The organism is Acidimicrobiia bacterium, from assembly GCA_036396535.1.
In the GTDB taxonomy this organism is placed as follows: domain Bacteria; phylum Actinomycetota; class Acidimicrobiia; order Spongiisociales; family UBA5794; genus DASWKR01.
This window is the reverse complement of the sequence record DASWKR010000002.1, coordinates 36,283-57,700: the sequence shown is the minus strand read 5'-3', so window position 1 is coordinate 57,700 and position 21,418 is coordinate 36,283. Positions and strand designations below refer to the sequence as shown.

Sequence of the window (21,418 nt, the reverse complement as noted above, 5' to 3'; positions counted from 1 at the left end):
CTCAGCCGTCGATGATGGCGACCGCACGCGTCGGCCCCCCGTGGGCACCGACTACCTTCAACGGGAAGCCGACGAATGTGAATCGCGTGCCGACGACGTCCGTGAGGACGAGGTTCTCGTAGTGCGTGATGTGCTGCGCCCGGCACATCATGTGGACCGGGTACGACCGCGACGTGGGGTTGTCCGGGGTCGGCGAGTCGACCCCGAACGTCTTGACGCCCTTGTCGACGATCCACTGGGCCGCCGACTCACCGAGCCCGGCGAACTCGGTCAGGTACTCGTCGGTTTCCTTGTGTTTGTCGTAGGTGCCCGTGTAGAAGAAGAGCATGTCGCCCGGCGCCAACTCGAGGCCCGAGGAGGCGAGCGCATCGTCGAGGTGCTCGGCGGTGATGTCCGTGTGGACCGGCACGTGGGACACGTCGAGGCAGATCGCCGGGCCGAAGAAGAGGTCGAGTGGCATCTGGTCGATCGTCTCGGCCTCCGAATCGGGGTCGAGGTGGCTGAACGAGTCGACGTGGGTCGGGCCGTTGTCGTTGAGCATGAAGCCGAGGGTTTGGAACGAGAAGCCACCCTCGAACCGGGGGGCTGTCTCCTTGTGGGTTGCGTGCTGGAAGACGACCGTCTTGAGATGGCCCGGATAGACCTTCATCCCCGTGTAGATCTCCTGCGATAGGTCGATCAGTCGAGTCATCCGCCGCTCCTTCTAGCTGCTCCCACAGGGCTCGATTGTGCATTGTATGGCGTCATCGGGCTCCGGGTCCCGGCAGGAAGCGCCCTGTGCGTTCGTCCAACGGAGCGCCGTTCTCGGCAACCATCACGCCCCTCAGGTACGTCGCCACGTGAGCACCGCCCAGAGCCCGTCCCGAGTACGGGCTCCAGCCGGCCTTCGACAGCACCTCGGCGTCCGTCACGATCCAGCTCCCGGCTGGGTCGACGAGCACGAAGTCTCCGTCTGCGCCCTCCATCAGGCTCCCCTTCCGGGGATGGAGCCCGTAGCGACGCGCCGGCATCTCGGCATAGGCTCGGACGATGACCTCGGGTGGGATCCTTCCCCGGATGGCGGCGTCGAGCAGGATCGGCAGCGTCGTGTCGAGGCCCGGCAGACCGAATGGCGCCTCCCAGATCGACCCGGCCAGCTTCTGCCTCCTCGTCGACGGGGCGTGGTCCGTGGAGACGTGGGTCAGGTCGCCGCGCCGCAGCGCCCCCCACATCGCCTCTTCCTCGTCGTCGCTGCGCGCCCTCGCCGGCGGCGTGAACTTGCGCATCGGGCCCTCCGTGAGCACCTCGGCCTCCCGAAGGACGAGGTACTGCGGGCAGGCCTCGGCGGCGACATCTGCGCCGGCCGCCCGGGCGGCGCCGATGATGGAGACGATCTCTGGCGAGCTCACGTGGGCGATGGTCGCCCGCACACCCGTCTCGAGCGCCAGCGCGGCGGCGACGGCGACGGCCACCGCCTCCGCCTGCCGGTTCCGCCACTCGATGACGATGCCGAAGTCATCACGCCCGGCGGCACGCAGCGCCCTCTCGGCCGACGCCGTGAGCTCCTCGTCCTCGCAATGGACGAGTGTCGCTCCGCCGAACCGGGCGATGGCATCGAAGGCGCCGCGCAGCCGGGCGGCGTCGAGTGCTGGCACTCCGTGCGTGGTGCAGGTGAAGATCTTGAAGAAGGCAACGCCGGCCCGCCACGTGTCCGCCAGCCTCTCGATGTCGTCCGGCCAGACGTGGGCGGCGAGTCCGTAGTCGACGTTGGCCCGGCCCGCGAGGTGCAGGCGCTTCTCGGTCAGTTCGGCGGCCGAGCGCACCGGACGCGCATGGGTGTGCTCGACGATGGTCGTGACTCCCCTCGCCGCGGCGGCGCGGGTGCCCGTCGGGAAGTCCTCGCGGTCCGTGGGCCCGGGGTCCATGAGATGGACATGGGTGTCGACCATTCCAGGGAGGAGCCACAAGCCGGTGCCGTCCACCACCGTGACCGCATCGATATCGGCTCCGTCGTCCTCGACGACCGATGCCACCCGGCCGTCGGCGATGCAGACCGTCGCGTTGCGCCGTTCCGACGCTGAGATCACGGTGGCGCCCCGAACGGCGACATCGAACGTCACGTGCGACCCCCGATCAGGTGCGGCGCCACTCTTCCCGTTGCCCGTGGTCTGCGAGCAGCCCAGCGGCCTCGATTCCTGCCGTGGCGGCCGCCTCGTCGTTGCTCGCCGTGTCTCCCGACACGCCAACGCCTCCGAGGATGGCGCCGTCGTCGTCTCGGATCAGCACGCCGCCCGGGACCGGGACGACCTTGCCGCCCGTCATGTCGGAGAGCGGCTGAAAAAGGCCCGGCGCCCGCTGGTAGCGCTCGTGGAGGCTCCTGCTCGACTGCCCCATGCCGATTGCCCCGTATGCCTTCCCGACTGCGAGACCTGCCCTGAGGAACTCCGATCCGTCCTGGCGCTGCAGCGAGACGAGGTGGCCACCGGAGTCGAGCACGGCGACAGTCAGTCGCCCGAGCCCCATCCGCCTTCCTGCGGAGAAGGTGGCGGCGATGATCCGGTTGGCGGCGTCGAGGGTCAGCTCTCCCATTGTGCCTCGTGCTCCTTCGGCTCTCCCGCCCGAGCCTCTATGGCGGCATGGACCGCGGCGGCGTCGCTTGCCGTGTACCCGAGTGCCGCCGTCTCCTCGTACAGGCGGTGCGTGACGTCGAGGAGCGGCGTAGGTGCCCCGACCCGGCGCGCCAGGTCCTCGATCAGGCCGAGGTCCTTCATGAACATGCTCACCCGGGCGGTCGGCGCCTCGTGGTACGAACGGTCGGCGATCATGGGGCCGCGGACTCCGAGCATGCGGGACCCGCCGGCACCCTCGGCCAACACCTCGATTGCCCGGTGCGGATCGATGCCTGCCTTCTCGGCGAGAAGCAGCGCCTCGGCGGCGGCTGCGTTGTGCACGGCGACCAGGAGATTCGCCACGAGCTTCATCTTCGTGGCGTTGCCGAAGTCGCCGACATCGTGCACCGCGGTGCCGAGTCGCCCGAGGACCGGCCGGATCCGCTCGATGGCGTCCTGGTCGCCGCTCGCCATGAAGACCAGATCGCGGTCGGCGGCCTGGGCACCGGTGCCGCTCATGGCGCAATCGAGGAACGGGATGCCCGCCGCAGCACACACCTCCCGCGCTGCCAGCTTCTCCTCGAGTGGCAGCGTGCCGAGGTCGGCGACAGGGGTCCCCGGGCTCGCCCCTGCGATCACCCCGTCCGGACCACCGACGATGTCGGCGAGAACGCCGAGGGTGGCAATCGCGATGAGGACGACGTCGCAACCGGCAGCCAGATCGGCCGGTGACCGCGCAACCCCCCCTCCTCGGGCGGCGAGCGCCTCGACGGCACCGTCGTCGATGTCGAAGCCGATCACGTCGAAGCCGTCCTCGATCAGGTTGGACGTGAGGGCGCTGCCCATGATCCCGAGCCCGATCATCCCAACCGTCGTCATGGTCTCGCTCACTCCTCCTCGACGGGCTGGCGCACCACCACCGGCTGGCGGTCGGTCGGCACGACCATGGGCACCTCGCCGGACTCGGGGAGGAAACCCCAGACACCGTAACTCTCGTCGATCACCACCTCGGCGGCCTGGAGAAGCCGGGCTCCCCACTGCGTGAACAGGTCGGGTCCCTGGTCGACGATGGCCAGCTCGACGGCCTCGTCTCGCACCTCGTCGAACCGGGGCTCCTCCCGTTCGTACACGAGGAGCAGATGGCTGCCCGAAGCGGTCTCGAATGGTCCCGTCGGCCTGCCGAGTGACGCGTCGAGCGATGCGTTTGCGATCTCCGGCAGGTTGGCGGCCGGGGCACCGCAGCCGTAGTCGCCGCCGGAGCCGACCTCGCCCTCCGGGCGCGTGACGTTCGGGTCGATCGACATCTCGGCGGCCACGTCGGCGAAGTCCTCCCCGGACTCGATGCGACCCTGCGCCTCCTCGAAGTCATCCGGCTCCGCCAGCCTGATGATCTTGAGGCACACCGTTGCGTGGTTCATCAGGTACGTCCGGTAGGCCCGATCGATGTCGAAGCCGGGGGACTCGGTGCGCACCAGTTCGGCCTCGACGAGCGTCCGCAGCACGTCGAGCTCCGACTCGAACATCACCCTGGTGGTGGTGACGCCCATGGCGGCGAGCTGCTCCTCGATCTCGTCGCCGAAGGCCGCGGTGCGCCGGTCGAACGCCTCGGCGACAGCGGCGGGGCTCGGCGCGATACCGAATTGGGCTTGGGATCCGGCCAGGAACTCGTCGTGCACGATGATGAGCATCAGGCTGCGGGCCGTCTCGCCCGGATCGAGTTCGTAACCCGAAGGGTGGAGCTGTTCGACGTCGACCGCCTCCAGCTCGCGGCCGTTCACCGAAGCGATCACCGAGCTCCCTCCGCACGCCCCGAGCAAAGCTGCCGATGCTGCCAGGACTGCGAGCAGTCGCCGCGGCGCGTCAGGCGCCCGCCAGGCCACGTCGACCCGCTCAGCCGGAGGTGAGCTCGGCCACATCGACGGTCCGGCGCGATCGAACGCTCTCCATGGCGGCCTCGAGCACTGCAACCACGCCGAGGCCGACCTCCCCGTCGGTCTCGGGCACGCCGCCGTCACGGATGCAGCGCCCGAACTCGGCGAGTTGGTCGACGACGGTGTCGATGACCGCCACCGGCTCGTCGTTCCAGTCCCGGTCGCCCGTCTCCTGGCGGCGAACCCGTTCGCCGTCGAGATCGTTGTGTGCCGCTGCCTTGGTTCCCCACGCCCCGACGAACGCCTTGTCCGGGATCACCATCGATGTCCCGAGACAGCCGATCGGTCCGTCGGTGAACTCGAAGATCATCGCCGTCACGTCGTCGAGCGACGAGGGCGCCATGAGCTGCTTGCTCATGGCTGCCACGCCGGCGATCGGGCCTGCGAAATACTGCAGGGTGTCGATCATGTGCACCCCGAGGCCCGCCATGCCACCGAGGGGACTCTCGCTCGGCTCGGAACGCCAGCCGACGCGGGGAGTCTGCCCGCGCGGGTTGGAGAGGTTTCCTTCCAAGTAGTGGACCTGGCCGAGGGTCCCGTCGTCGATCAGCTCCTTGATGCGCCGGTTGGCGGGCTGGCGGCGCCGGTTGTGGCCGACCTGCAGCACGATCCCGGCCTGTTGAGCGGCGGCGACCGCCCTGGCTGCGTCGGCGTACGAGACGGCGAGCGGCTTCTCGACGAACACGTGCTTGCCCGCCGCGGCCGCTTGCTCGATCTGGGACGCATGCGTCGAGTGCGGTGTAGCGAGCAGCACCCCCTCGACCGCATCATCCGCCAGAAGCGCCTCCAGCGACTCTGCTGCGGTACAGCCGTGGGATTCGGCGAATGCCTTCCTGGCTTCGGCGTCGCGGGCGAAGCAGGAGGTCAGCTCCAAACCGGCTTCCGGTGCCGCGGCAGCCAACCTGCCGCCCCACCACCCGAGTCCGATCGACGCTACGCGTACCGGATCACCCACGAAGTCCTCCTAACTGGTACCTGGTCGAGCGAATCCCGGCAGGAGCACGGCCGCCGCAGGATGTTCGGCTCGGGCGCCGATCCTAACGCCGCACTTCCGGGGCGTAGCCCCCGCCGCCGGCTCCCACCATTCCACACCTGCCGCCCATTAGGCTCGCTTGCGATGGACATCTCGTACACCGACGAGAACGGCAGGCTCGGTCCCCCAGATGGGCGGCAGTTCCCGCGGTTCATGGGGCCGCACACGTTTGCGAGGCTCCCGAGGATCGACGAGGCGCCGGAGTGGGACGTGGCGATCGTCGGTGCCCCGTTCGACATCGGGACGAGCTACCGGCCGGGCGCTCGATTCGGCCCGATCGGGATCAGGAACGGAGCGAGGACGCTGCGCAACTGGCACCCTGACCTCGAGTTGCGACCCTTCGGCGATCAGCAGGTCGTCGATGCCGGCGACATCGCTTGCAGCACGTTCGTGATCGACGACGCCATCGCGGCCATCGAAACGGCGGCGGGCGAGCTCGTGTCCGGGGAGAGGCGCATCGTCACGCTCGGCGGGGATCACACGATCGCCTTCCCACTCCTGCGAGCCGTCCACCGTGTCCACGGACCCGTCGCTCTCGTCCACTTCGACGCCCACGTCGACACGTACGACACGTACATGGGGGCTGCGTACACCCACGGGACCCCGTTCCGCCGCGCCGCCGAAGAGGGCCTGTTCGTGGCGGGACACTCGATACACGTCGGCATCCGCGGCTCGAAGTACGGACCGGAAGACCTTCAGGAGGATGCCGGCTTCGGATTCTCGGTCATCGGCACGTGGGAGATCGAAGCCATCGGGATCGACGGGTACGTCGAGCGGATCCGCAGCCGGGTGGGCGACCTGCCGCTGTATCTCTCGATCGACATCGACGTGCTCGACCCGGCCTTCGCCCCTGCGACGGGGACGCCGGAGGCGGGAGGCTTCAGCAGCCGTGAGCTGCTCGGCATCCTGCGCGGCCTCGCCGGTCTCCATCTCGTCGGAGCGGACGTCGTCGAGGTCGCCCCTGCCTACGACCACGCAGACATCACGTCGATCGCGGCCGCCAACGTCGCGTTCGAGATCATCTCTCTGATGGCGGCAGGCTGACGAACGGAATCCGTTCCTGCGTCCCTCCGTCGCGGTAGTGCGATGCAGGGACGCAAGAGCGGAATCACCGAGCGAGCCGTCTCACGCCGAGCAGCGTCGCCGCCACGATGAGGGTCGAAGCGAGCCCCAGGAAGCCGAGCAGGCGCCACGAGAGGCCGCCTTCGCCCCGCAGATCGACGTCGCCGTCGGCTGCGCCCGGGACCGCGGCGAGTCCCGTCGGGTCGTCGATGAGCGACTCGTCCGTGATGCTGGTGAACGTACCCGTCTCCGGGTCGAAGGCGTTGATGCCGCCGCGATCGCTGCCGGTGGCAAGGTCGACGACGTAGACGAGCCCCGCCGAGACATCGATCCCGAGGAAGGGCTCCGACCCGGCGACTCGAACGACGCCCTCGACACCGACGCTTCGCAGGCTGACCTCTCCGGTGCCGTCGATCATGAAGATGCGGCCCTCGTCCTGGACGCCGACGCCCCGGCTCCTCATGTCGAGCACATAGAGCACGTCGCCCGACCCGGCGACGTCGACCGGAGAGGCAAGGGCAGTCCTCTCCTCCCCGGCCTCTGCGAGCACGGTCACCGCCCCGAAGGCGTCGATCTCGAACACCGCTCCCCTGCCACCCTCTTCGAGCAGCCCGGCGACGACGAACTCCCCTCGCCGGGTGTCGAGCCCGAATGCCCGCGCGATCGACTGCCCGGCGGCGAGGCGCGACCTCGCTCCGGTCGCCGCATGGACGAACTCGATGACGACCCCACCGGGCGTGTTGTCCGCGATCGCCAGCGAGCCGCCGCCCGCGAGTGCGAGCCCCGACGGGTCGGCCAGATCATCGGTCAGCGTCGACCACGCTCCTGAGGCGGGATCGAGGGAGAGCACGGCCGCATCCGCGCCACCCGCCGCGTCGAGCTCCGCCAAGACGTAGATGGCGCTCTGATCTGCCTCGACATCGGTGATCGAGACACAGACGTCGCAGCGGTGGCTGGCCAGGGGTTCGCCTGAGCCGCTCGAAACAATGACGCCCGGCTCGGCGCCACGCGATCCGACGACGATAGACCCCGGATCCAAGGTTCCCTCCTCCGAGGTCCATCCGAGCGAGGTGAGTGCCAAGACCGCAAGCAGACCTGCGGGACCTCGAACCGTGGACCGCCTCCTCCGGGCGCACCGCCGCGGCACCACCCGGCGATGACGACAATCCCATCGAGATGGATGCCGAGCTGAACCCCATGCCGGAGGCGGCCCGCCTCCTCGGAATCGACTACGTCGCCGGGCCACTAGAGAAGGCCGGAGGCTCGATCACCGGAGGAGCCGCCATGTCGTGGACCGCGGGCCTCGCCGGCAGTGTCGACGGGGTTCCGGTGCGGGTGGGGGTGAGCGGAGGGCGCCGGTCGGTCGTGCTGATATACGGTGCAGTGTTCCCGCACCTCGGGATGGCGCTCGACATCCGTCGCAGGACCGTCCTCACCGCCCACGTCTGGCCGCCGGGACGAGCAACGATCGCAGTCAGGGGCCGTCTGGTCGCCAAGGCTCGACCTGGCAACGCGGACGGTGAGGCCCTCGTCCTGGCGGCTCTGGAGTCGATCGTCGGTCTGACCGGCAGGCTCCCGAACCTCGTCGTCTCCGACAGCACGATCGACGGATCGGAGCGTCGCTCGCTCTTCGACATGCCGGAACCGGGAGACGTGGCCGCTGTCGTCCGGCACTGCGTCGACGTCGCACGGGCGCTGTCGACGTGAGCAGGCAGGGCTCAGAGGCCGAGTAGGCGCTCCGGGTTCTTCCACAGGATCGCCTCCTTCTCGTCGGCGCCGAGGCTCTCGAGTCCCATGATCCAGTTGACCGCGTCCGGTACGACCATCGGCGCCGGATAGTCCGTGCCGAACACGACCCGGTCGATGCCGACCCTGTCGATGAGGAATCGCAGCGACGTCTCCTTGTAGGTGACGCTGTCGTAGTAGAAACGGCTCAGGTACTCGCTCGGGGGCCGCTGGATGTGCATCCTGGGCTCACTCGGCATGTAGTCGAGTGCCGCCGCCTCCCACCCCTTGTCCATGCGATCGACGCCGAACGCCGTATACCCACCGGCATGGCCGAGCACCAGCTCGAGGTCGGGGAACCGGTCCATGACACCACCGAACACGAGCGTCCCGAACGTCACCGCCCGATCGACCAGGTTCCCGATCGAGTTCGGCAGGAACCACCTGGTCGTCCGCGACATCACGATCGTGGGCGTGTACTGGTGGAAGAGCACGACCGCCCCGAGGCCCTCGACCGCCTCCCAAAACGGCAAGAACTCGTCGTGCTCGTATGTCCTCCCGTTGACGTGGTCGTTGATCATCACGCCCTTGAGGCCGAGCTCGCCGATGAGCCGCTCCAGCTCGGCGACCGCGGCCGGGACGTCCTGCATGGGCACCGTGCCGAGAGGTGTGAAGCTCTGCGGATGATTCCGCTGCATCTCGGCGAGCTCGTCGTTGGCGTCCCTGGCGATGGCGATGGCAGCAGGCAGCTCGTTGTCGTATTGGTAGAAGCAATCCGTCGACGACACGGCTTGGGTGTGCACCCCCAGCGACTCCATGTCGGCGATGCGTCTCTGCGGGTCCCAGAGGTTCTTGGGGTTCTCCAACTCACCGAACTCCGGCCCGAGGCCATGCCAGGATCCCTTCTCGGCAATGGCGCGTGAGAACCTCTGAGGGGTGACGTGGGCATGGATGTCGATGACCCGCATTCAACCTCCCCCTGACGAAACACGGCGTCCTGGGAGAGCTCGCCTCATCCGAGGCCCATGGTGTGCGTGATCCTGGCAGTCCACTCGAAGAGCGTCGCTCCTGCCGCCAGCCCGACCGCCTCGAGGTGAGCCGGGTGCTCGAGGAAGGACTTCGCCGACTCGGCGTCGTCGAGCATCACGTCGACGATGAGGTCATAGTCCGTCTTGAGCGTGCCGACGTTGTCTGCGACCAGGAGCGATTCGACCCCGCCAACCCCGTCCAGAGAGCGAAAGGCCTGTCGCACGTCCGCCTTTGCCGAGTCCGCTGCCTGTTCGTCCCACAGGAAGAGGGTGGTGTGGCGCACGCCTCCCCTCGAGATCCTCGGAGGGCCGTCGTACCACCAGTCGACCCTGGCGGTCCTCTCCGGCCGGCACACCGCGGCATCCCAGGCCCCGACCTCGTGATGGACGTCGTCGTGGTTGTAGTCGTCGAGACCCTGCTCGTCGTCGAAGTCGAGGTTGAGTGACAGGTCGAAGTTCGTGGGCGGACCCTCCGTCCTGGCCCGCCACATGGGCGTCCTCTCCCACGGCTTGACGTCGAGGAGCCGCTGGCTCCCCCCGAGGAGGTCGACGCCGAAGTCGACAGCCCGCACGGAAGGGCAACCGTAGCTGAGGTACGCCAGGCCCTTCTTCGTCAAGAGCTTCTGCTCGGCTGTCGTCGAATCACGCCATATGAACAGTGCCGTGTGTCGCAGCACGCTACCTCCTCGGGTATCTCGCTATCGGGCTAGACGGGGTCGTCGAACCCCGACCTCTGTCACGACGACTCGCCCCGGCTGCCCAGCCTTCGACGGCCGACGTCCGCCTCCGCCTCTTCGGCGATCCTCGGGTCGAGCTCCTCCCTGCGCTGCTCCATGTCCTCGAACACGGCGAGGATCTCGGCCTGCATCGTCGCCACGGCCGGATCGGTCTGGAGCCTCGGGTACGGCAGGTCGATCGGGATGTCGGCGAAGTTCCTCCCGCCGTAGTCGACGATGATGATCCGGTCGGAGAGCTGCACGGCTTCCAGCACGTCGTGCGTGACGAAGAGCACCGTCTTTTTCGTCTTCTCCCAGATCCGCTGCAGCTCGGTCCGCAGCGACCTGGCTGTGATGGCGTCGAGGTGGCTGAACGGCTCGTCCATGAGAAGCAGATCGGGCTCGACGGAGAACGCCCGGGCGATGCCGACCCGCTGCTGCATCCCTCCGGAGAGATGAGCGGGATACATGTGCTCGAACCCCTTGAGGCCCACCAGGTCGATGAATTCGCCGATGCTCTTGCGGTTGGCGTCCGACTTGTCGAGGTGGACGTACATGAGGTTGTCGATCACGGTCCGCCATGGGAGGAGCCTCGGATCCTGGAAGACGTAGCCGAGCCTGGCCGGCCTGCCGTCGTCCGCGGTGACGGCAACAGCACCGGATGTCGGCGTTTCGATACCGGACACGATGTTCAGGAACGTCGACTTGCCGCACCCCGACGGCCCGACCATGGAGACGAAGGTCTGGCCCCGCATGTCGAAGTCGATGCCGTCGAGGGCGCGCACCGTCGGCTGGTTCTTCGTCGGCGGCGGGAAGTCCTTCACGACCTTGGTCGCCGTCAACACTGCCACGTCACTCCTCCTCTCGCGCCGTCACGTGCGCGACTCGGCGACGCTGAGTCCGCCGATGTTCGAGCGCCACTTGAACGAGGCCCGGACGATTCGCTCGAGAACTGTCCTGTCGACCGTGATGACGACCGCCAGGATGACGATCCCCCAGCCCATCAGCCCCTCGAAGTTCCCGGTGTCGTACCAATAGTGGGCCCGGTACCCGGCGCCCTGGTTGTTACCGAACCACTCCGCCAGCGACACCGCCCCCCACCCGGCGAGGACGGCGACACGGAACCCGGCGACGACGTACCCCATCATCGAGGGAAGCACCAGGTGGCGGAGCTGGTCGCGGAACGGGACGCCGTACGAGTCCGACATGTCGCGCAACTCGCGCGGCACCGCAAGCGAGCCTTGGAAGACATTGACGATGAGCATCGGGGTAGCCGAGACGAAGCCGACGAACACGGGAGCCCTGAAACTGAACCCGAACCACATGACGGCCAGCAGCGCCCAGATGAACGCCGGCAAGGCGATCCCGATGATCACGAGATCGGTCAAGAACGCCTGGACCCGCCAGTAGCGACCCATGGCGTACCCGACGACGAGACCGACGATGAGCACTGCGCTGAACGCCACGCCTGCCCTGCGAAGGCTCTCCAGCAGGTTGGCGACGAGCTCGTTGTTGAGGACGCTCCAGTCCGCCCTCTCGTACGGCCGGGACCACTCATCGGCGAGGAACTGCAGTGTGCCGAGCGGTGTCGGCACTCTGGTGCCAACGCCCCCGGCGACCTGCCAGAGGAGGATCAGGAGAATGCGCGACGTCCACCTCGCCGTCTTGGGCGCCGTGAGGAACCCGACGAGGGAGTCGGGCCGCTGGACGGTGGTGGTGTCGGCCGTCACGTCAGTACCTCAGGACGTCCTCGCCTCGCTTGAGGCGGTAGCGGAAGGCGTACCTCTCGAGGCGCATGAGCACGACCCGTTCGATGAACAGTACGAAGATCACGAAGAACATCATCCACGCCAGCAGGTCGGCAACCGCGAAAATCTGGAACGCCTTGCGGAGTTGGACGCCGACGCCCGTCTGCCCCCCGAACGTCTCGGTGAGCGCTCCGAGCTTCCATGAGTCGGCGAACGACACTCGTGCTCCTGCGAACAGGAACGGGTAGAACGACGGGAACACGATGTGTCGCAACGCCTCTCGCGGTGGGAGCCGGTATGCCCTGCTCATGGCGAGGAGGTTCGGGTCGACGCTCTCGACTCCTTCAGCGACGTTGATGGCGATGATCGGGAGCACCAGGACGGCGACGACCACGGCAGGGCCGGTATCTCCAACGCCGAACAGCAGCAGTGAGAGCACTGCGTAGACGATGAGCGGCACGTTGGCGGCCAGGTAGACGAGGTCGAAGAAGAAGTCCCTGGCGTACCGGAACCGCCCCATGAGCACGCCGATCGGGACGCCGAGCACGACAGCGCCTCCCCAACCGAGCAGCACCTTGCGGAGCGTATCCCAGAAGTTCTCGAAGACCTTGCCCGCCGGGACGTTGCGGTCGGGATCGCCGAAGATGAACCCGAGCATCCGATCTCCGACCTTCCAGGGGCTCGGCACATATTCGAACGCCTCAGACCTGATGACGAAGTGGGCGAACATCCACACCCCGAGAAAGGCGAGGGCGCCGAGCAGCGAGTACCCGACGGCCTTCCGCCGGATACTCGCCGCCTGGCGCGCAACCCGTTCCCGTGTCGAGCCGGCCGCAAGCGCCGTCGTCTCGTCTCGCGTCTCCGTCACGGCAGCTTGCACGTCTCCTCGCCGCTCGCCGGATCGATGCACACGTGGAACGGCATGTCGAGGTCGTCGGAGATCAGCTCTGCTCGCCGCAGTATCTCGGTGATCTCCTCCTCACCTTGGATCCATGCCTCGTCGAGGTAGGGCGACGTCACGAACCAGTCGAAGGTGTCGACGAAGTAATCCTTCATGAACTGGACCTGCGACTCGTCCTCGGCCGCGAAGTGCTCCGGGTACGTGTCGATGATCTCCTCACGGTGGGCTGCCCACTCGTCGAGTGCCCGCTGCCACACCTCCAGGAAGAAGGCGACCTCGCCCGGGTGGTCCTCGTACCAACTCTCGAGCGTGACGAAGTTGTTGCTCGTCATGCCGGCGTGTCCCGGCTGGTACACGTCGGCGTACATCTGCGACCCCGACTTGCCGTCGTAGAGGGTCTTGATGGCGCCGGTCGCGAACTCGGGAATCGCCTGGGTCGGGTCGATGATCCCGGCGCAGAAGTCACCGGAGATCACGAGATCCGGCATCACCTGATAGTCCGCCGTCGCCATCGGCAGGTCGCTGGAGCCTTCGGCGATCTCGCGGCCTTCCAGGTCGTCAGCGAGTGCCTGCCAGACCGTCGATCCGCCGACGAAGCTCTCGACACCGATCACGCAGCCTTCCGGCAGGTCGGCGAACGTCTCCCAGTCCTTGTCTGTCGTGACGATCACGACGTCCTTGGCGAGGTTGAACTTGCCGATCGTCACGGTGTCGATGCCCTGCTCCGACTCGATCACCGGCGTCTCGTAACTACCGATCGAGACGACATCCGCGTGCCCGCCCGCGAACACCCCGATCTCGTCCCAGGTCACCGTCTGCAGGATGCGGAAACCGGACTCCGCCTCCATCGCCTCGAGGATGCCTTGGTCGACGATCCAGTCCCAAGCCGGGTCCGGAGCGAAGGCGAACCTCACGATCCCCTCCTCCCCGCCGTCAGAACCTCCCCCATCATCGCCTCCGCACGCGGAGGCTACGACAGCCAGGGCGACGAGCAACAGGATGACCTTGGCATAGCGAAAACTCTTCACGAGCCCTCCTCCCTCGGTGCCGCTCTGTTTGTGGGCACACACGACCCACGAATCCGAGCGCACGGGTGTGCACAATGCACTCTCCCTAGCGGACTGTAGCGAAGCACGGCTCGCGCTGCCGGGGAGTCACACGCTCCGACGCAGGTACTCGCCGGTGGGCACCCCGACGGGGCGCCCATCCCGGGCGATCACACTCCCGCGAAGCATGGTGAGAGCCGGCCAGCCTCGAACTTCCCTGCCCTCCCATGGGTTGAAGGGAGCCGTGGTCGCCAACTCGGACGACCGGATCGTGTGCGGGGATCGCACGTCGACCACGACGAGGTCGGCGTCCGAACCGGCCGCGATCGTCCCCTTCCTCGGATAGAGGTCGAGCAGTCGGGCGGGATTGGCGGCGCACAACTCGGCGACGGCGACTTCTCCGAGGCCCCGGGACATGGCGTTGTCAAGCGTGATCGGGAAATGCACGATGTGGCACGGGAAGCCGAGCCCGCGGCGCTCCCTCGTCGGTGGTGGCGCGTACATCGGGTTCGGCGAGCCGTCCGGGAACCTCGGGGTCGGCGAGACGACGCCGTCGGTTCCCGCCACGGTGAGGATGCCCGCCCGGATCCCGTCCCAGAGGGCGTCGACCGCGACGGTGTCGCCGAGCTGCGGGATGATGCACGTCGCCTGATGTCCGAGGCGCTCGGCGTCCGGCCACGACAGGTCGAGCCATGCGCTACCGACTTCGCCCTCGACGTCGAGTCCGTGAGACTCCTTGTACGAGCGGATGACCTCGACGCCATCCGCCGAGGTCACGTGGACGATGCAGATGCGGGGAGAGCCGACGGACCTCGCCAGCCAGAGGGTCGTCTGCATGTCGTACGTCTCGACCAGCGGGTGGCCGTTCGCTCTCCGGAGGAGGGCAGGAGGGGAGGCGCTCGGATCGACGCCCGCCGAGGCGTACACCTCGGCGGCGATCTGCTGCTGCAGCGCGGAGTTCACGGTGTTCACGTACGGCAGGGCCCCCGAGTCGCGACACGCCACGAGGAACGAGCGCAGGTCTTCTCCCGCCAGCGCCGCCCACTGGTACAACCCGGGCCACGCCTTGAACGAGGTGATCCCGTACTCGGCGACGTACTCGACGATCTCGCCGACCTGGGCGAGATTCGTCATGCCGAGGTGGAAGCCGTAGTCCATGAACGAATGCCCGGCAGACCGCTCGATCGCCTCGGGTACCACGAGGTGATACGAACCCCGGAACATGGCATGGGCGATCCCCTTCTCGCCGGTCTCCGGCAGTGCGAAGAGCTCCGGGTCGTCCCTGCGGTGGAGCCATCCGTCCATGCTCTTGACGCTCCGGTCGAGCAGGACGATCGACGTGGTGATGCCGAGGGCCGCCATGTTCGCCGACTCGGCATGCATCTCCGAATAGAACTCGTTGAAGTGCCCGTAGTGAGTGTGGGTGTCGACGCACCCAGGGAACACGGTCATCCCGGTGGCGTCGATGACCTCGCCACCTTCGAGTCCTTGGGCGACGGCGGAGATGGTCCCGCCGACGATGCCGATGTCGGCTTCGACGATGCCCTGGTACGGCACCACCAGCCGTCCACCTCTGACGACGACATCGAAGCGCATACTCGATCCTTTCACGCCGGGGAGCCGGAGACGCAGTTCGTCTGACACTCCGACCCGTATTGTGCACAAAACAGACCCGACCAGGAGAGCCACAGATGCACGCCCGCTACGCCCTCGGACCGTTCGCCGTCGACTGGGAGGAGCGCTACGACTTCCCGGGCTTGCGTGCGAAGAGGCTGGCGGCGGTTCGCGACGCCCTGGCGCAGGCGCAGGTCGACGGCCTCGTGATGTGGAAGAACGAGAACGTCCGCTACCTGACGTCGCTGCGCGCCCAGATCATCGCAGGAAAGAGCACCTCACTGAACGGGGTGTTCGTCACCGGCTCCGTCGATCCTGTGCTGCTGGCATCAGGGGGCGAGGTCGACAAGGCGGGCTTCGGCATGCCGTGGCTCTCGGCGATCCACGCCGTCCCGATCATGGAACAGCCCGAGCTCGTGGACGCTTTCGTGGCTGGAACGCTGCGCGGGCTCGTGTCCGACGCCGGGCTCGCCTCGGGCAAGATCGGGGTGGACCAGGCGAACATCTCGTTCATCAGGGCGCTCGAGCGACACCTCCCGGACGTCGAGATCGTCGACGGTGATGCCGTCATGCAGGCCGCCCGTCTGGTGAAGCTCGACGAAGAGTTGGCCATCATCGAGGAGAGCTGCGCCATCGGCGATTCGGTGACGCAACGGGCTCTCGACGAGACGAAGGCGGGGAGGCGCGAGCAGGACATCGCCGGCGACGCCATGCAGACCCTCTACCAGCTGGGGGGCGAGATGGCGCACGTCATCACGCCGTTCGTGGCGACCGGTGAGCACATGTCGCCTCCGCACCGTATCTGCTCCGACAAGATCGTTCGCAACGGCGACCTGTGCTTCATCGACATCGGGGCGATGTGGAACGGCTACTTCGCCGACATCGGCCGGACGACCATCGTCGGAAGGCCGACCAAGACCCAGCAGAAGATCTACACGGCGGTGTACGAGGGCCTCATGGCCGGGGTGGCAACGATGCGGCCCGGAAAGACGAACGCCGACGTCTCCGACGCCATCGTCGCCAAGATCGCCGACCACGGCCTCGACGACAGGCTGTTCAGCCTGTTCATCGGGCACGGAATCGGCATGGGAGCCAACGAGCCGCCCTACATCGGCGAGACGTTGCCGGGTGCCGGAGTCTTCGAGCTCGTGCCGAACATGGTCTTCGCCGTCGAGCCACTCGTCTGGGTGCCGGACGTGCCGGGAGGTGGAGGTGTCCGCATCGAGGACATGGTCATGGTCACGGAGGGAGACGCCCGGATCCTCTCGAGGGTCGAGTACGAGGACAAGCTGCTCATCTGACGGGTCACTCGCCGTCCCACAGCCCGAGCGCGACGCCGGCGACGATGCATGCGACGCCCACCACGGCTGCCAACGTGAGCGCCTCGTCGAGGATCGCCACCGATGAGAAGAGCCCGACGACGGGCACCGCCATCATGGCGAGCTGCGTCGAGATCGCCGGGTAGTGCCGCAGGACCGTCGACTGCGCCCACGTCGCGAACATCGACGCCGCGGCGCCCTGGTACAAGACGTTGAGGCCGAGCCCCCACGTCCAGTCGATGTGCGGGAAGCCGTGCACCGCCAAGGCGCACCCGACGAGCAGCGCCGCCGCCAGCCCGAGTTGGTGCGGCAGGACGTCGAGAGGGGTCGTCGCCCACTGGTGGCCCCGCAGCTGCACCGTCACGCCTGCAGTGAACAGGGCGACGAACAGGAGCATGGCGTGCCCGACGACGACACCGCCGTCCGTCCAGTCGAGGCGCCATGGTTCGACGATCGAGACGATCCCGGCGATGCCGATTGCCAGGCCCAGCCAGCGAAGGGGAGTCATCCTCTCCCCCACGAAGATCGCCGCCATCGGCACCGTCCACAGGCTGGCGGTCCAGACGAGCACCGACGAGCGCCCGGCAGGGACGAACTGGACGGCGGTGAAGACGATGGCGATCGTCAGGGCGATCCGGAAAACGGCAACCCCGAGGATTATCGACGAGTCGCCCCTGTGGGGACGGCCCAGACGGCCCGTCGCCACACCGAAGAAGAGCGAGAGCACCGCCGCCACGAGCACTCGCAGCGCTCCGAGCCACACCGGGTCGATCGCATCGACACCGAGCGAGATGAGCGGCCAGTTGAAGCCGAGCGCCAGGATCATCACCGCCAGGAGCGGCAGCAGCCACGGCGGGCGCTGTGCTTCGCCGAGGTTCGCCGGGACCGCCTCAGGAGCGGGGGGGATCACGACCGACCGGAGCCTCAGCCGCTCCGCCGCTTCGCCATCTCGGCCTCCATCACCTCGAACCGGCCGAGGATCTCCGCCTGGAGCGTGGCGACGGCGGGGTCTGAGGACCGGCGCGGGTGCGGGAGCTCGATCGGGATGTCCTCGAATATCACGCCTCCCGCCGCCAGCACGATGATCCTGTCCGACAGTTGGACGGCCTCCATGACGTCGTGGGTCACGAACACCACCGTCTTACGGGTCCTCGCCCAGATCTCTTGGAGGTGGTCACGCAGCGAGCGAGCCGTGATGGCATCGAGGTGGCTGAACGGCTCGTCCATGAGCAGCAGGTCGGGTTCCACCGAGAACGCCCTGGCGATGCCGACTCGCTGCTGCATGCCCCCGGAGAGCTGGCCCGGGAACATCTCGACCGTGTGGCCCAGGCCCACCATGTCGAGGTACCTGGCCGCTTCCGTCTCGGAGTCGTCGTCCCGGACGTACAGCATGTTGTCCATGACCGTCCGCCATGGCAGGAGCCGGGGGTCCTGGAAGACGTAGCCGAGGCGGGCCCGCTTGCCGTCCTCGGTGAGCCTGATCTCCCCGGCCGTCGCGCTGTCCACCCCCGAGATGATGTTGAGCAGCGTGCTCTTGCCGCACCCGGACGGGCCGACGATCGAGACGAAGACGTTGCCGGAGACGTCGAAGCTGATGCCGTTGAGGGCCCGAACGGGCGGCGCCCCGGCGGACGGGCCGGGGAAGATCTTGATGAGGTCCTTCACCTCGAGGGTCGCCATCCGATCGTTCCTCCTCAGAGCCCCATGGTCGTCTCTTCGATGATCTCCACATCCGTTGCCCGGTCGCGCCAGCGGAACGCCCTCCGCTCCAGGCGGGCGAAGACGAACCGGTCGAGCAGGACGATGAAGACGATGAACGCCACGACCCAACCGACGAACCCCTGGTAGCGGTTGGCGTCGTACCAGTAGCGAGTCCGGAACCCGACGCCGTTCTGCCCGGCGAACCACTCCCAGAGCAGGACCCCGTTCCAGCCGATGATGACCGCGAACCTCAACCCGGCGAACACGTAGCCGCTGATGGCGCCGAGTGTCAGGTATCGGAACTGTTTCCACCGCTCGACGCCGAACGCAGCGGTCATCCTCCTCAGATCCGGCGTGATGCTGCGCACACCTTGGGCGACGTTGACGACGACGAACGGGAAGGCGGAGAGGGCGACCGTGACGATCGGCGCCTTGACGTCGATGCCGAACCACATCGTCGTGAGGAAGGCCCACACGATCGCAGGAAGGGCGAGCAGGACCAGGATCGAGTCGCTGGCGAGGGCGCGCGCCAGGCTCGACGAACCGATGAGGACCCCGATGAGCAGCCCGGCCGTGAAGCCGATGACCAGCCCGATCGTGTAGCGACCCAGCGTGCCGAGGAAGTGCTCGATGAACTCGCCGCGCACGACGCCGCCGTGGCTCCCCCCCGAGACCTCGAGCCACAGGAATTCGAGGACCCGCACGGGAGAGGGCACCCTCGTGGAGACCAGCGTGACGAGCTGCCACCCGAGCAGGAAGGCGATCGCTGACGTCCAGCGGGCCGCCATCGGAGAGCGAAGCCTCTTAACGACGCGGGATGGGCCGGCGACGGTTGCCGTCACGGTGTGTCCCACTGACGCCATCGGAAGAGTCGGCGCTCGATCCGCACCAGCACCTGCCGCTCGAGCACGAGCATGAACGCGATGAACAGGAACACCCACGCCAGCAACTCCGCCATCCGGAACAGCTGGAAGTTGCGCCTTATCTGGAATCCGATCCCGCGAGATGCCCCGAACACCTCAGTGAGTTGACCGACCTTCCACGCCAGGGAGAACGACAGTCGGACACCGGCGAAGATGAACGGCAGCACCGAAGGGAGCAGGACGTTTCGGAAGATCTGCCGCTCCGAGCGCCCGTAGGCGACGCTCATCGCCACGAGCTGCCGGTCGACGCCCGCCACCCCCTGTGACACGTTGAGCGCCACGTACGGCATCGAGATGAGGCCGACGGCCAGCACGGGCCCGAAGAACGAGATGCCGAAGATGACGAGCGACATCACGGCGTAGGTGATGCCCGGGACCGAGCCTGCCACGACGACCGGTGCCTGGAAGAAGTTCCGCCAGTACTCGCTGCGCCCCATGAGGAAGCCGAGCGGCGTGCCGATCAAAGCGGCGGCGATGAACCCGGCGAACACCCGAACGATGCTCGCCCAGAACTCGGGGAAGAAGGCGCCGTCCACGCCCCGGATGATGTTCCACGCCTCCCGAGCCACCCTCTGAGGCTGCGGCAGCCGCACCGAGTTGAGGAGGAACTCGGAGACGAGGTACCACAGGACGAGGAAGCCGGCCCAGCCGACCACCACGGCGAGGTATCGCCGCCGGCGCGCGCCGGCGGCGATACCGAGCACCCTCTCTTCGAGGGTCTCCTCTACGACGGTTCGCGCCACCTCAGCTCACGGAGCAGGCGTCTCGAACCGTGGATCCTCCTCGTCCTCACCGAGGAACTCGGACTCGCGCATCGTGTCGAACAGATTGCTCTCGACCTCGATCCAGGCGTCGTCGATGTAAACCGTCTCGACGAACCAGTCGTGCTGCTGCAGCCAGTCCTGCATGAATGCCAGCTCTTCGTCGTTCGAAACCGCGAAGTGCTGGGGGTACGACGAGATGATCTCGGCCTTGTTCGCCTGCCACTCGTCGATGCCTGCCTGCCACAGCTCGAGGAAGAACCCCACCTCGGTCAAGTGTTCGTCGTACCAGTCGCCCCTGGCGAGGAAGATGTTGATCATCGGTCCCTCGTGGTCGGGCGTGTTGGCGATGTCGTTCACGTAGATCTCGGCCGACGTGCGGCCGTCGTACAGCACCCGCAGCTCGCCGTTCATGAGCTGCGGCACCGCGAAGTCGGGAAGCACGATCCCGCCTTCGGTGTCGCCCGACGCCGTCACGGGTCCGGTGTTCGTGATGTCCACCTGGACGAGCTCGAAGTCGCCTCCTCCCGTCCGGAAGTCGAGATCATGGAGCTGCTTGGCGATCACGCCCCAGATGAGGGTCGACGACACCGAGTCCCACACTGCGATCCGCTGGCCGACGAGGTCCTCGAGCGTCTGGCTCGTGGTGTCGGAAGACGGGACGGCGATGACGGACCGGTCGATGTTGTACTTGCCGAAGATCACCGAGTCCTGGTTGGCTTCCTTCTCGAGGCCGGGCACCTCGAACGAGCCGACGGAGACGATGTCGGCGAAGCCGCCGGCATAGATTCCGAACTCGTCCCAGGTCACCTGGGAGAGGATCCTCACGCCGGACTCTTCCTCCATCGCCTCCTTGAGTCCGCTGTCGTTGATGAAGTCCCACACCGGATCCGGTGCGAACGTGAAGCGAATGATGTTGGCCGGGCCAGTAGACGGCTCGCCGTCCGAGCCGTCGTCCCCGCCATCCGAGCTGTCACCACCACACGCCGCCGCGAACAACGCGAACGCCGCGAAAATGGCCAGCAAGGACATCCATCGTCGTGTCATGCCCTTCCTCCTCGTTTTTCTCCCTCGTCGAGTGGTCGTGAGCCGATGCCTGCTGCGTTGCCCGGCAGCGGCGGGTTGCCCGCCGACCGCCGAACGGACCGCAGGTGCGGCTCGCGATCACTACCTCGGAACAGTGCGGGCCGCGGCGCAGCAGCTGGTATTGCCGGTTGCCCCGCCGTCGTGATGGTCCTTCAATGACCCTCCACAATCGATTGTATACAGTACGGAGCCGGGCCGCTCGTGAATGGCGTGTGGCTGTGGGGATTCGCCCGCGG

The 21,418-nt window shown here is 67.3% G+C and carries 22 protein-coding genes; 3 read left to right on the top strand and 19 right to left on the bottom strand.

Annotated elements, in window-relative coordinates; translation table 11 throughout:
- Position 1: 1 nt before the first annotated feature.
- From VGC47_00370 to VGC47_00345, 6 genes are all read right to left on the bottom strand, one after another.
- Complete coding sequence (locus VGC47_00370; protein HEX9853757.1) at positions 2 to 691, bottom strand: cyclase family protein; 690 nt, start codon at positions 689 to 691, stop codon at positions 2 to 4.
- Positions 692 to 743: 52 nt separating this feature from the next.
- Positions 744 to 2,099 carry a dihydroorotase family protein gene (locus VGC47_00365; GenBank protein HEX9853756.1) on the bottom strand — a complete coding sequence of 452 codons (1,356 nt, stop codon included), beginning with the start codon at positions 2,097 to 2,099 and terminating at the stop codon, positions 744 to 746.
- Between the two features lie 13 nt (positions 2,100 to 2,112).
- Positions 2,113 to 2,568, bottom strand: coding sequence for a heme-binding protein (locus tag VGC47_00360; GenBank protein ID HEX9853755.1), 456 nt, complete (start codon positions 2,566 to 2,568; stop codon positions 2,113 to 2,115).
- Positions 2,556 to 3,479 carry an NAD(P)-dependent oxidoreductase gene (locus tag VGC47_00355; protein HEX9853754.1) on the bottom strand — a complete coding sequence of 308 codons (924 nt, stop codon included), beginning with the start codon at positions 3,477 to 3,479 and terminating at the stop codon, positions 2,556 to 2,558. The genes VGC47_00360 and VGC47_00355 overlap by 13 nt, the downstream gene beginning before the upstream one ends.
- The gene (locus tag VGC47_00350; protein HEX9853753.1) at positions 3,476 to 4,378 is read right to left on the bottom strand and encodes a peptidylprolyl isomerase; all 903 of its coding nucleotides are present in this window, start codon (positions 4,376 to 4,378) and stop codon (positions 3,476 to 3,478) included. Before VGC47_00350 ends, VGC47_00355 begins: the two co-directional genes overlap by 4 nt.
- 100 nt (positions 4,379 to 4,478) lie before the next feature.
- On the bottom strand, positions 4,479 to 5,474 hold the full coding sequence (locus tag VGC47_00345; protein HEX9853752.1) for a Gfo/Idh/MocA family oxidoreductase: 996 nt from the start codon (positions 5,472 to 5,474) through the stop codon (positions 4,479 to 4,481).
- Between the two features lie 162 nt (positions 5,475 to 5,636).
- Here VGC47_00345 and speB point away from each other — a divergent pair, with 162 nt between their 5' ends.
- Positions 5,637 to 6,596, top strand: coding sequence for an agmatinase (gene speB, locus VGC47_00340; protein HEX9853751.1), 960 nt, complete (start codon positions 5,637 to 5,639; stop codon positions 6,594 to 6,596).
- 64 nt (positions 6,597 to 6,660) lie between these two features.
- On the opposite strand, the gene VGC47_00335 is transcribed toward speB, so the two are convergent.
- Positions 6,661 to 7,653 (bottom strand): hypothetical protein, encoded by a 993-nt coding sequence (locus VGC47_00335; GenBank protein HEX9853750.1) that lies wholly within the window; start codon positions 7,651 to 7,653, stop codon positions 6,661 to 6,663.
- A gap of 35 nt (positions 7,654 to 7,688) precedes the next feature.
- Between VGC47_00335 and VGC47_00330 the strand changes: the two genes are divergently transcribed.
- The gene (locus VGC47_00330; protein ID HEX9853749.1) at positions 7,689 to 8,321 is read left to right on the top strand and encodes a hypothetical protein; all 633 of its coding nucleotides are present in this window, start codon (positions 7,689 to 7,691) and stop codon (positions 8,319 to 8,321) included.
- A gap of 11 nt (positions 8,322 to 8,332) precedes the next feature.
- Here VGC47_00330 and VGC47_00325 read toward each other — a convergent pair whose 3' ends face one another.
- From VGC47_00325 to VGC47_00295, 7 genes are all read right to left on the bottom strand, one after another.
- Complete coding sequence (locus VGC47_00325; GenBank protein HEX9853748.1) at positions 8,333 to 9,307, bottom strand: amidohydrolase family protein; 975 nt, start codon at positions 9,305 to 9,307, stop codon at positions 8,333 to 8,335.
- A gap of 44 nt (positions 9,308 to 9,351) precedes the next feature.
- Positions 9,352 to 10,044 (bottom strand): Dabb family protein, encoded by a 693-nt coding sequence (locus VGC47_00320; GenBank protein ID HEX9853747.1) that lies wholly within the window; start codon positions 10,042 to 10,044, stop codon positions 9,352 to 9,354.
- A gap of 59 nt (positions 10,045 to 10,103) precedes the next feature.
- Positions 10,104 to 10,934, bottom strand: a complete 831-nt coding sequence (locus tag VGC47_00315; protein HEX9853746.1) for an ABC transporter ATP-binding protein — start codon at positions 10,932 to 10,934, stop codon at positions 10,104 to 10,106.
- A gap of 21 nt (positions 10,935 to 10,955) precedes the next feature.
- Positions 10,956 to 11,813, bottom strand: coding sequence for an ABC transporter permease subunit (locus tag VGC47_00310; protein ID HEX9853745.1), 858 nt, complete (start codon positions 11,811 to 11,813; stop codon positions 10,956 to 10,958).
- Position 11,814: 1 nt separating this feature from the next.
- Entirely contained in the window at positions 11,815 to 12,699 is an 885-nt protein-coding gene (locus VGC47_00305; GenBank protein HEX9853744.1) for an ABC transporter permease subunit, read from the bottom strand.
- Positions 12,696 to 13,760: an ABC transporter substrate-binding protein gene (locus VGC47_00300; protein HEX9853743.1), complete on the bottom strand. Its 1,065-nt coding sequence runs from the start codon at positions 13,758 to 13,760 to the stop codon at positions 12,696 to 12,698. The genes VGC47_00305 and VGC47_00300 overlap by 4 nt, the downstream gene beginning before the upstream one ends.
- Before the next feature lie 126 nt (positions 13,761 to 13,886).
- Entirely contained in the window at positions 13,887 to 15,374 is a 1,488-nt protein-coding gene (locus VGC47_00295) for an amidohydrolase family protein (protein HEX9853742.1), read from the bottom strand.
- 95 nt (positions 15,375 to 15,469) lie between these two features.
- Here VGC47_00295 and VGC47_00290 point away from each other — a divergent pair, with 95 nt between their 5' ends.
- Positions 15,470 to 16,693, top strand: a complete 1,224-nt coding sequence (locus tag VGC47_00290) for a Xaa-Pro peptidase family protein (GenBank protein ID HEX9853741.1) — start codon at positions 15,470 to 15,472, stop codon at positions 16,691 to 16,693.
- Between the two features lie 4 nt (positions 16,694 to 16,697).
- Here the strand turns inward: VGC47_00290 and VGC47_00285 are convergent, their stop codons facing one another.
- The 5 genes from VGC47_00285 to VGC47_00265 are packed head-to-tail and all read right to left on the bottom strand — an operon-like array spanning position 16,698 to position 21,143.
- Complete coding sequence (locus VGC47_00285) at positions 16,698 to 17,621, bottom strand: DMT family transporter (GenBank protein HEX9853740.1); 924 nt, start codon at positions 17,619 to 17,621, stop codon at positions 16,698 to 16,700.
- A 14-nt stretch (positions 17,622 to 17,635) separates the two neighbouring features.
- Complete coding sequence (locus VGC47_00280) at positions 17,636 to 18,391, bottom strand: ABC transporter ATP-binding protein (GenBank protein ID HEX9853739.1); 756 nt, start codon at positions 18,389 to 18,391, stop codon at positions 17,636 to 17,638.
- 14 nt (positions 18,392 to 18,405) lie between these two features.
- Positions 18,406 to 19,200 carry an ABC transporter permease subunit gene (locus tag VGC47_00275; GenBank protein HEX9853738.1) on the bottom strand — a complete coding sequence of 265 codons (795 nt, stop codon included), beginning with the start codon at positions 19,198 to 19,200 and terminating at the stop codon, positions 18,406 to 18,408.
- Between the two features lie 50 nt (positions 19,201 to 19,250).
- Positions 19,251 to 20,078, bottom strand: a complete 828-nt coding sequence (locus VGC47_00270; GenBank protein ID HEX9853737.1) for an ABC transporter permease — start codon at positions 20,076 to 20,078, stop codon at positions 19,251 to 19,253.
- 6 nt (positions 20,079 to 20,084) lie between these two features.
- Entirely contained in the window at positions 20,085 to 21,143 is a 1,059-nt protein-coding gene (locus VGC47_00265; GenBank protein HEX9853736.1) for an ABC transporter substrate-binding protein, read from the bottom strand.
- Between the last annotated feature and the right edge of the window lie 275 nt (positions 21,144 to 21,418).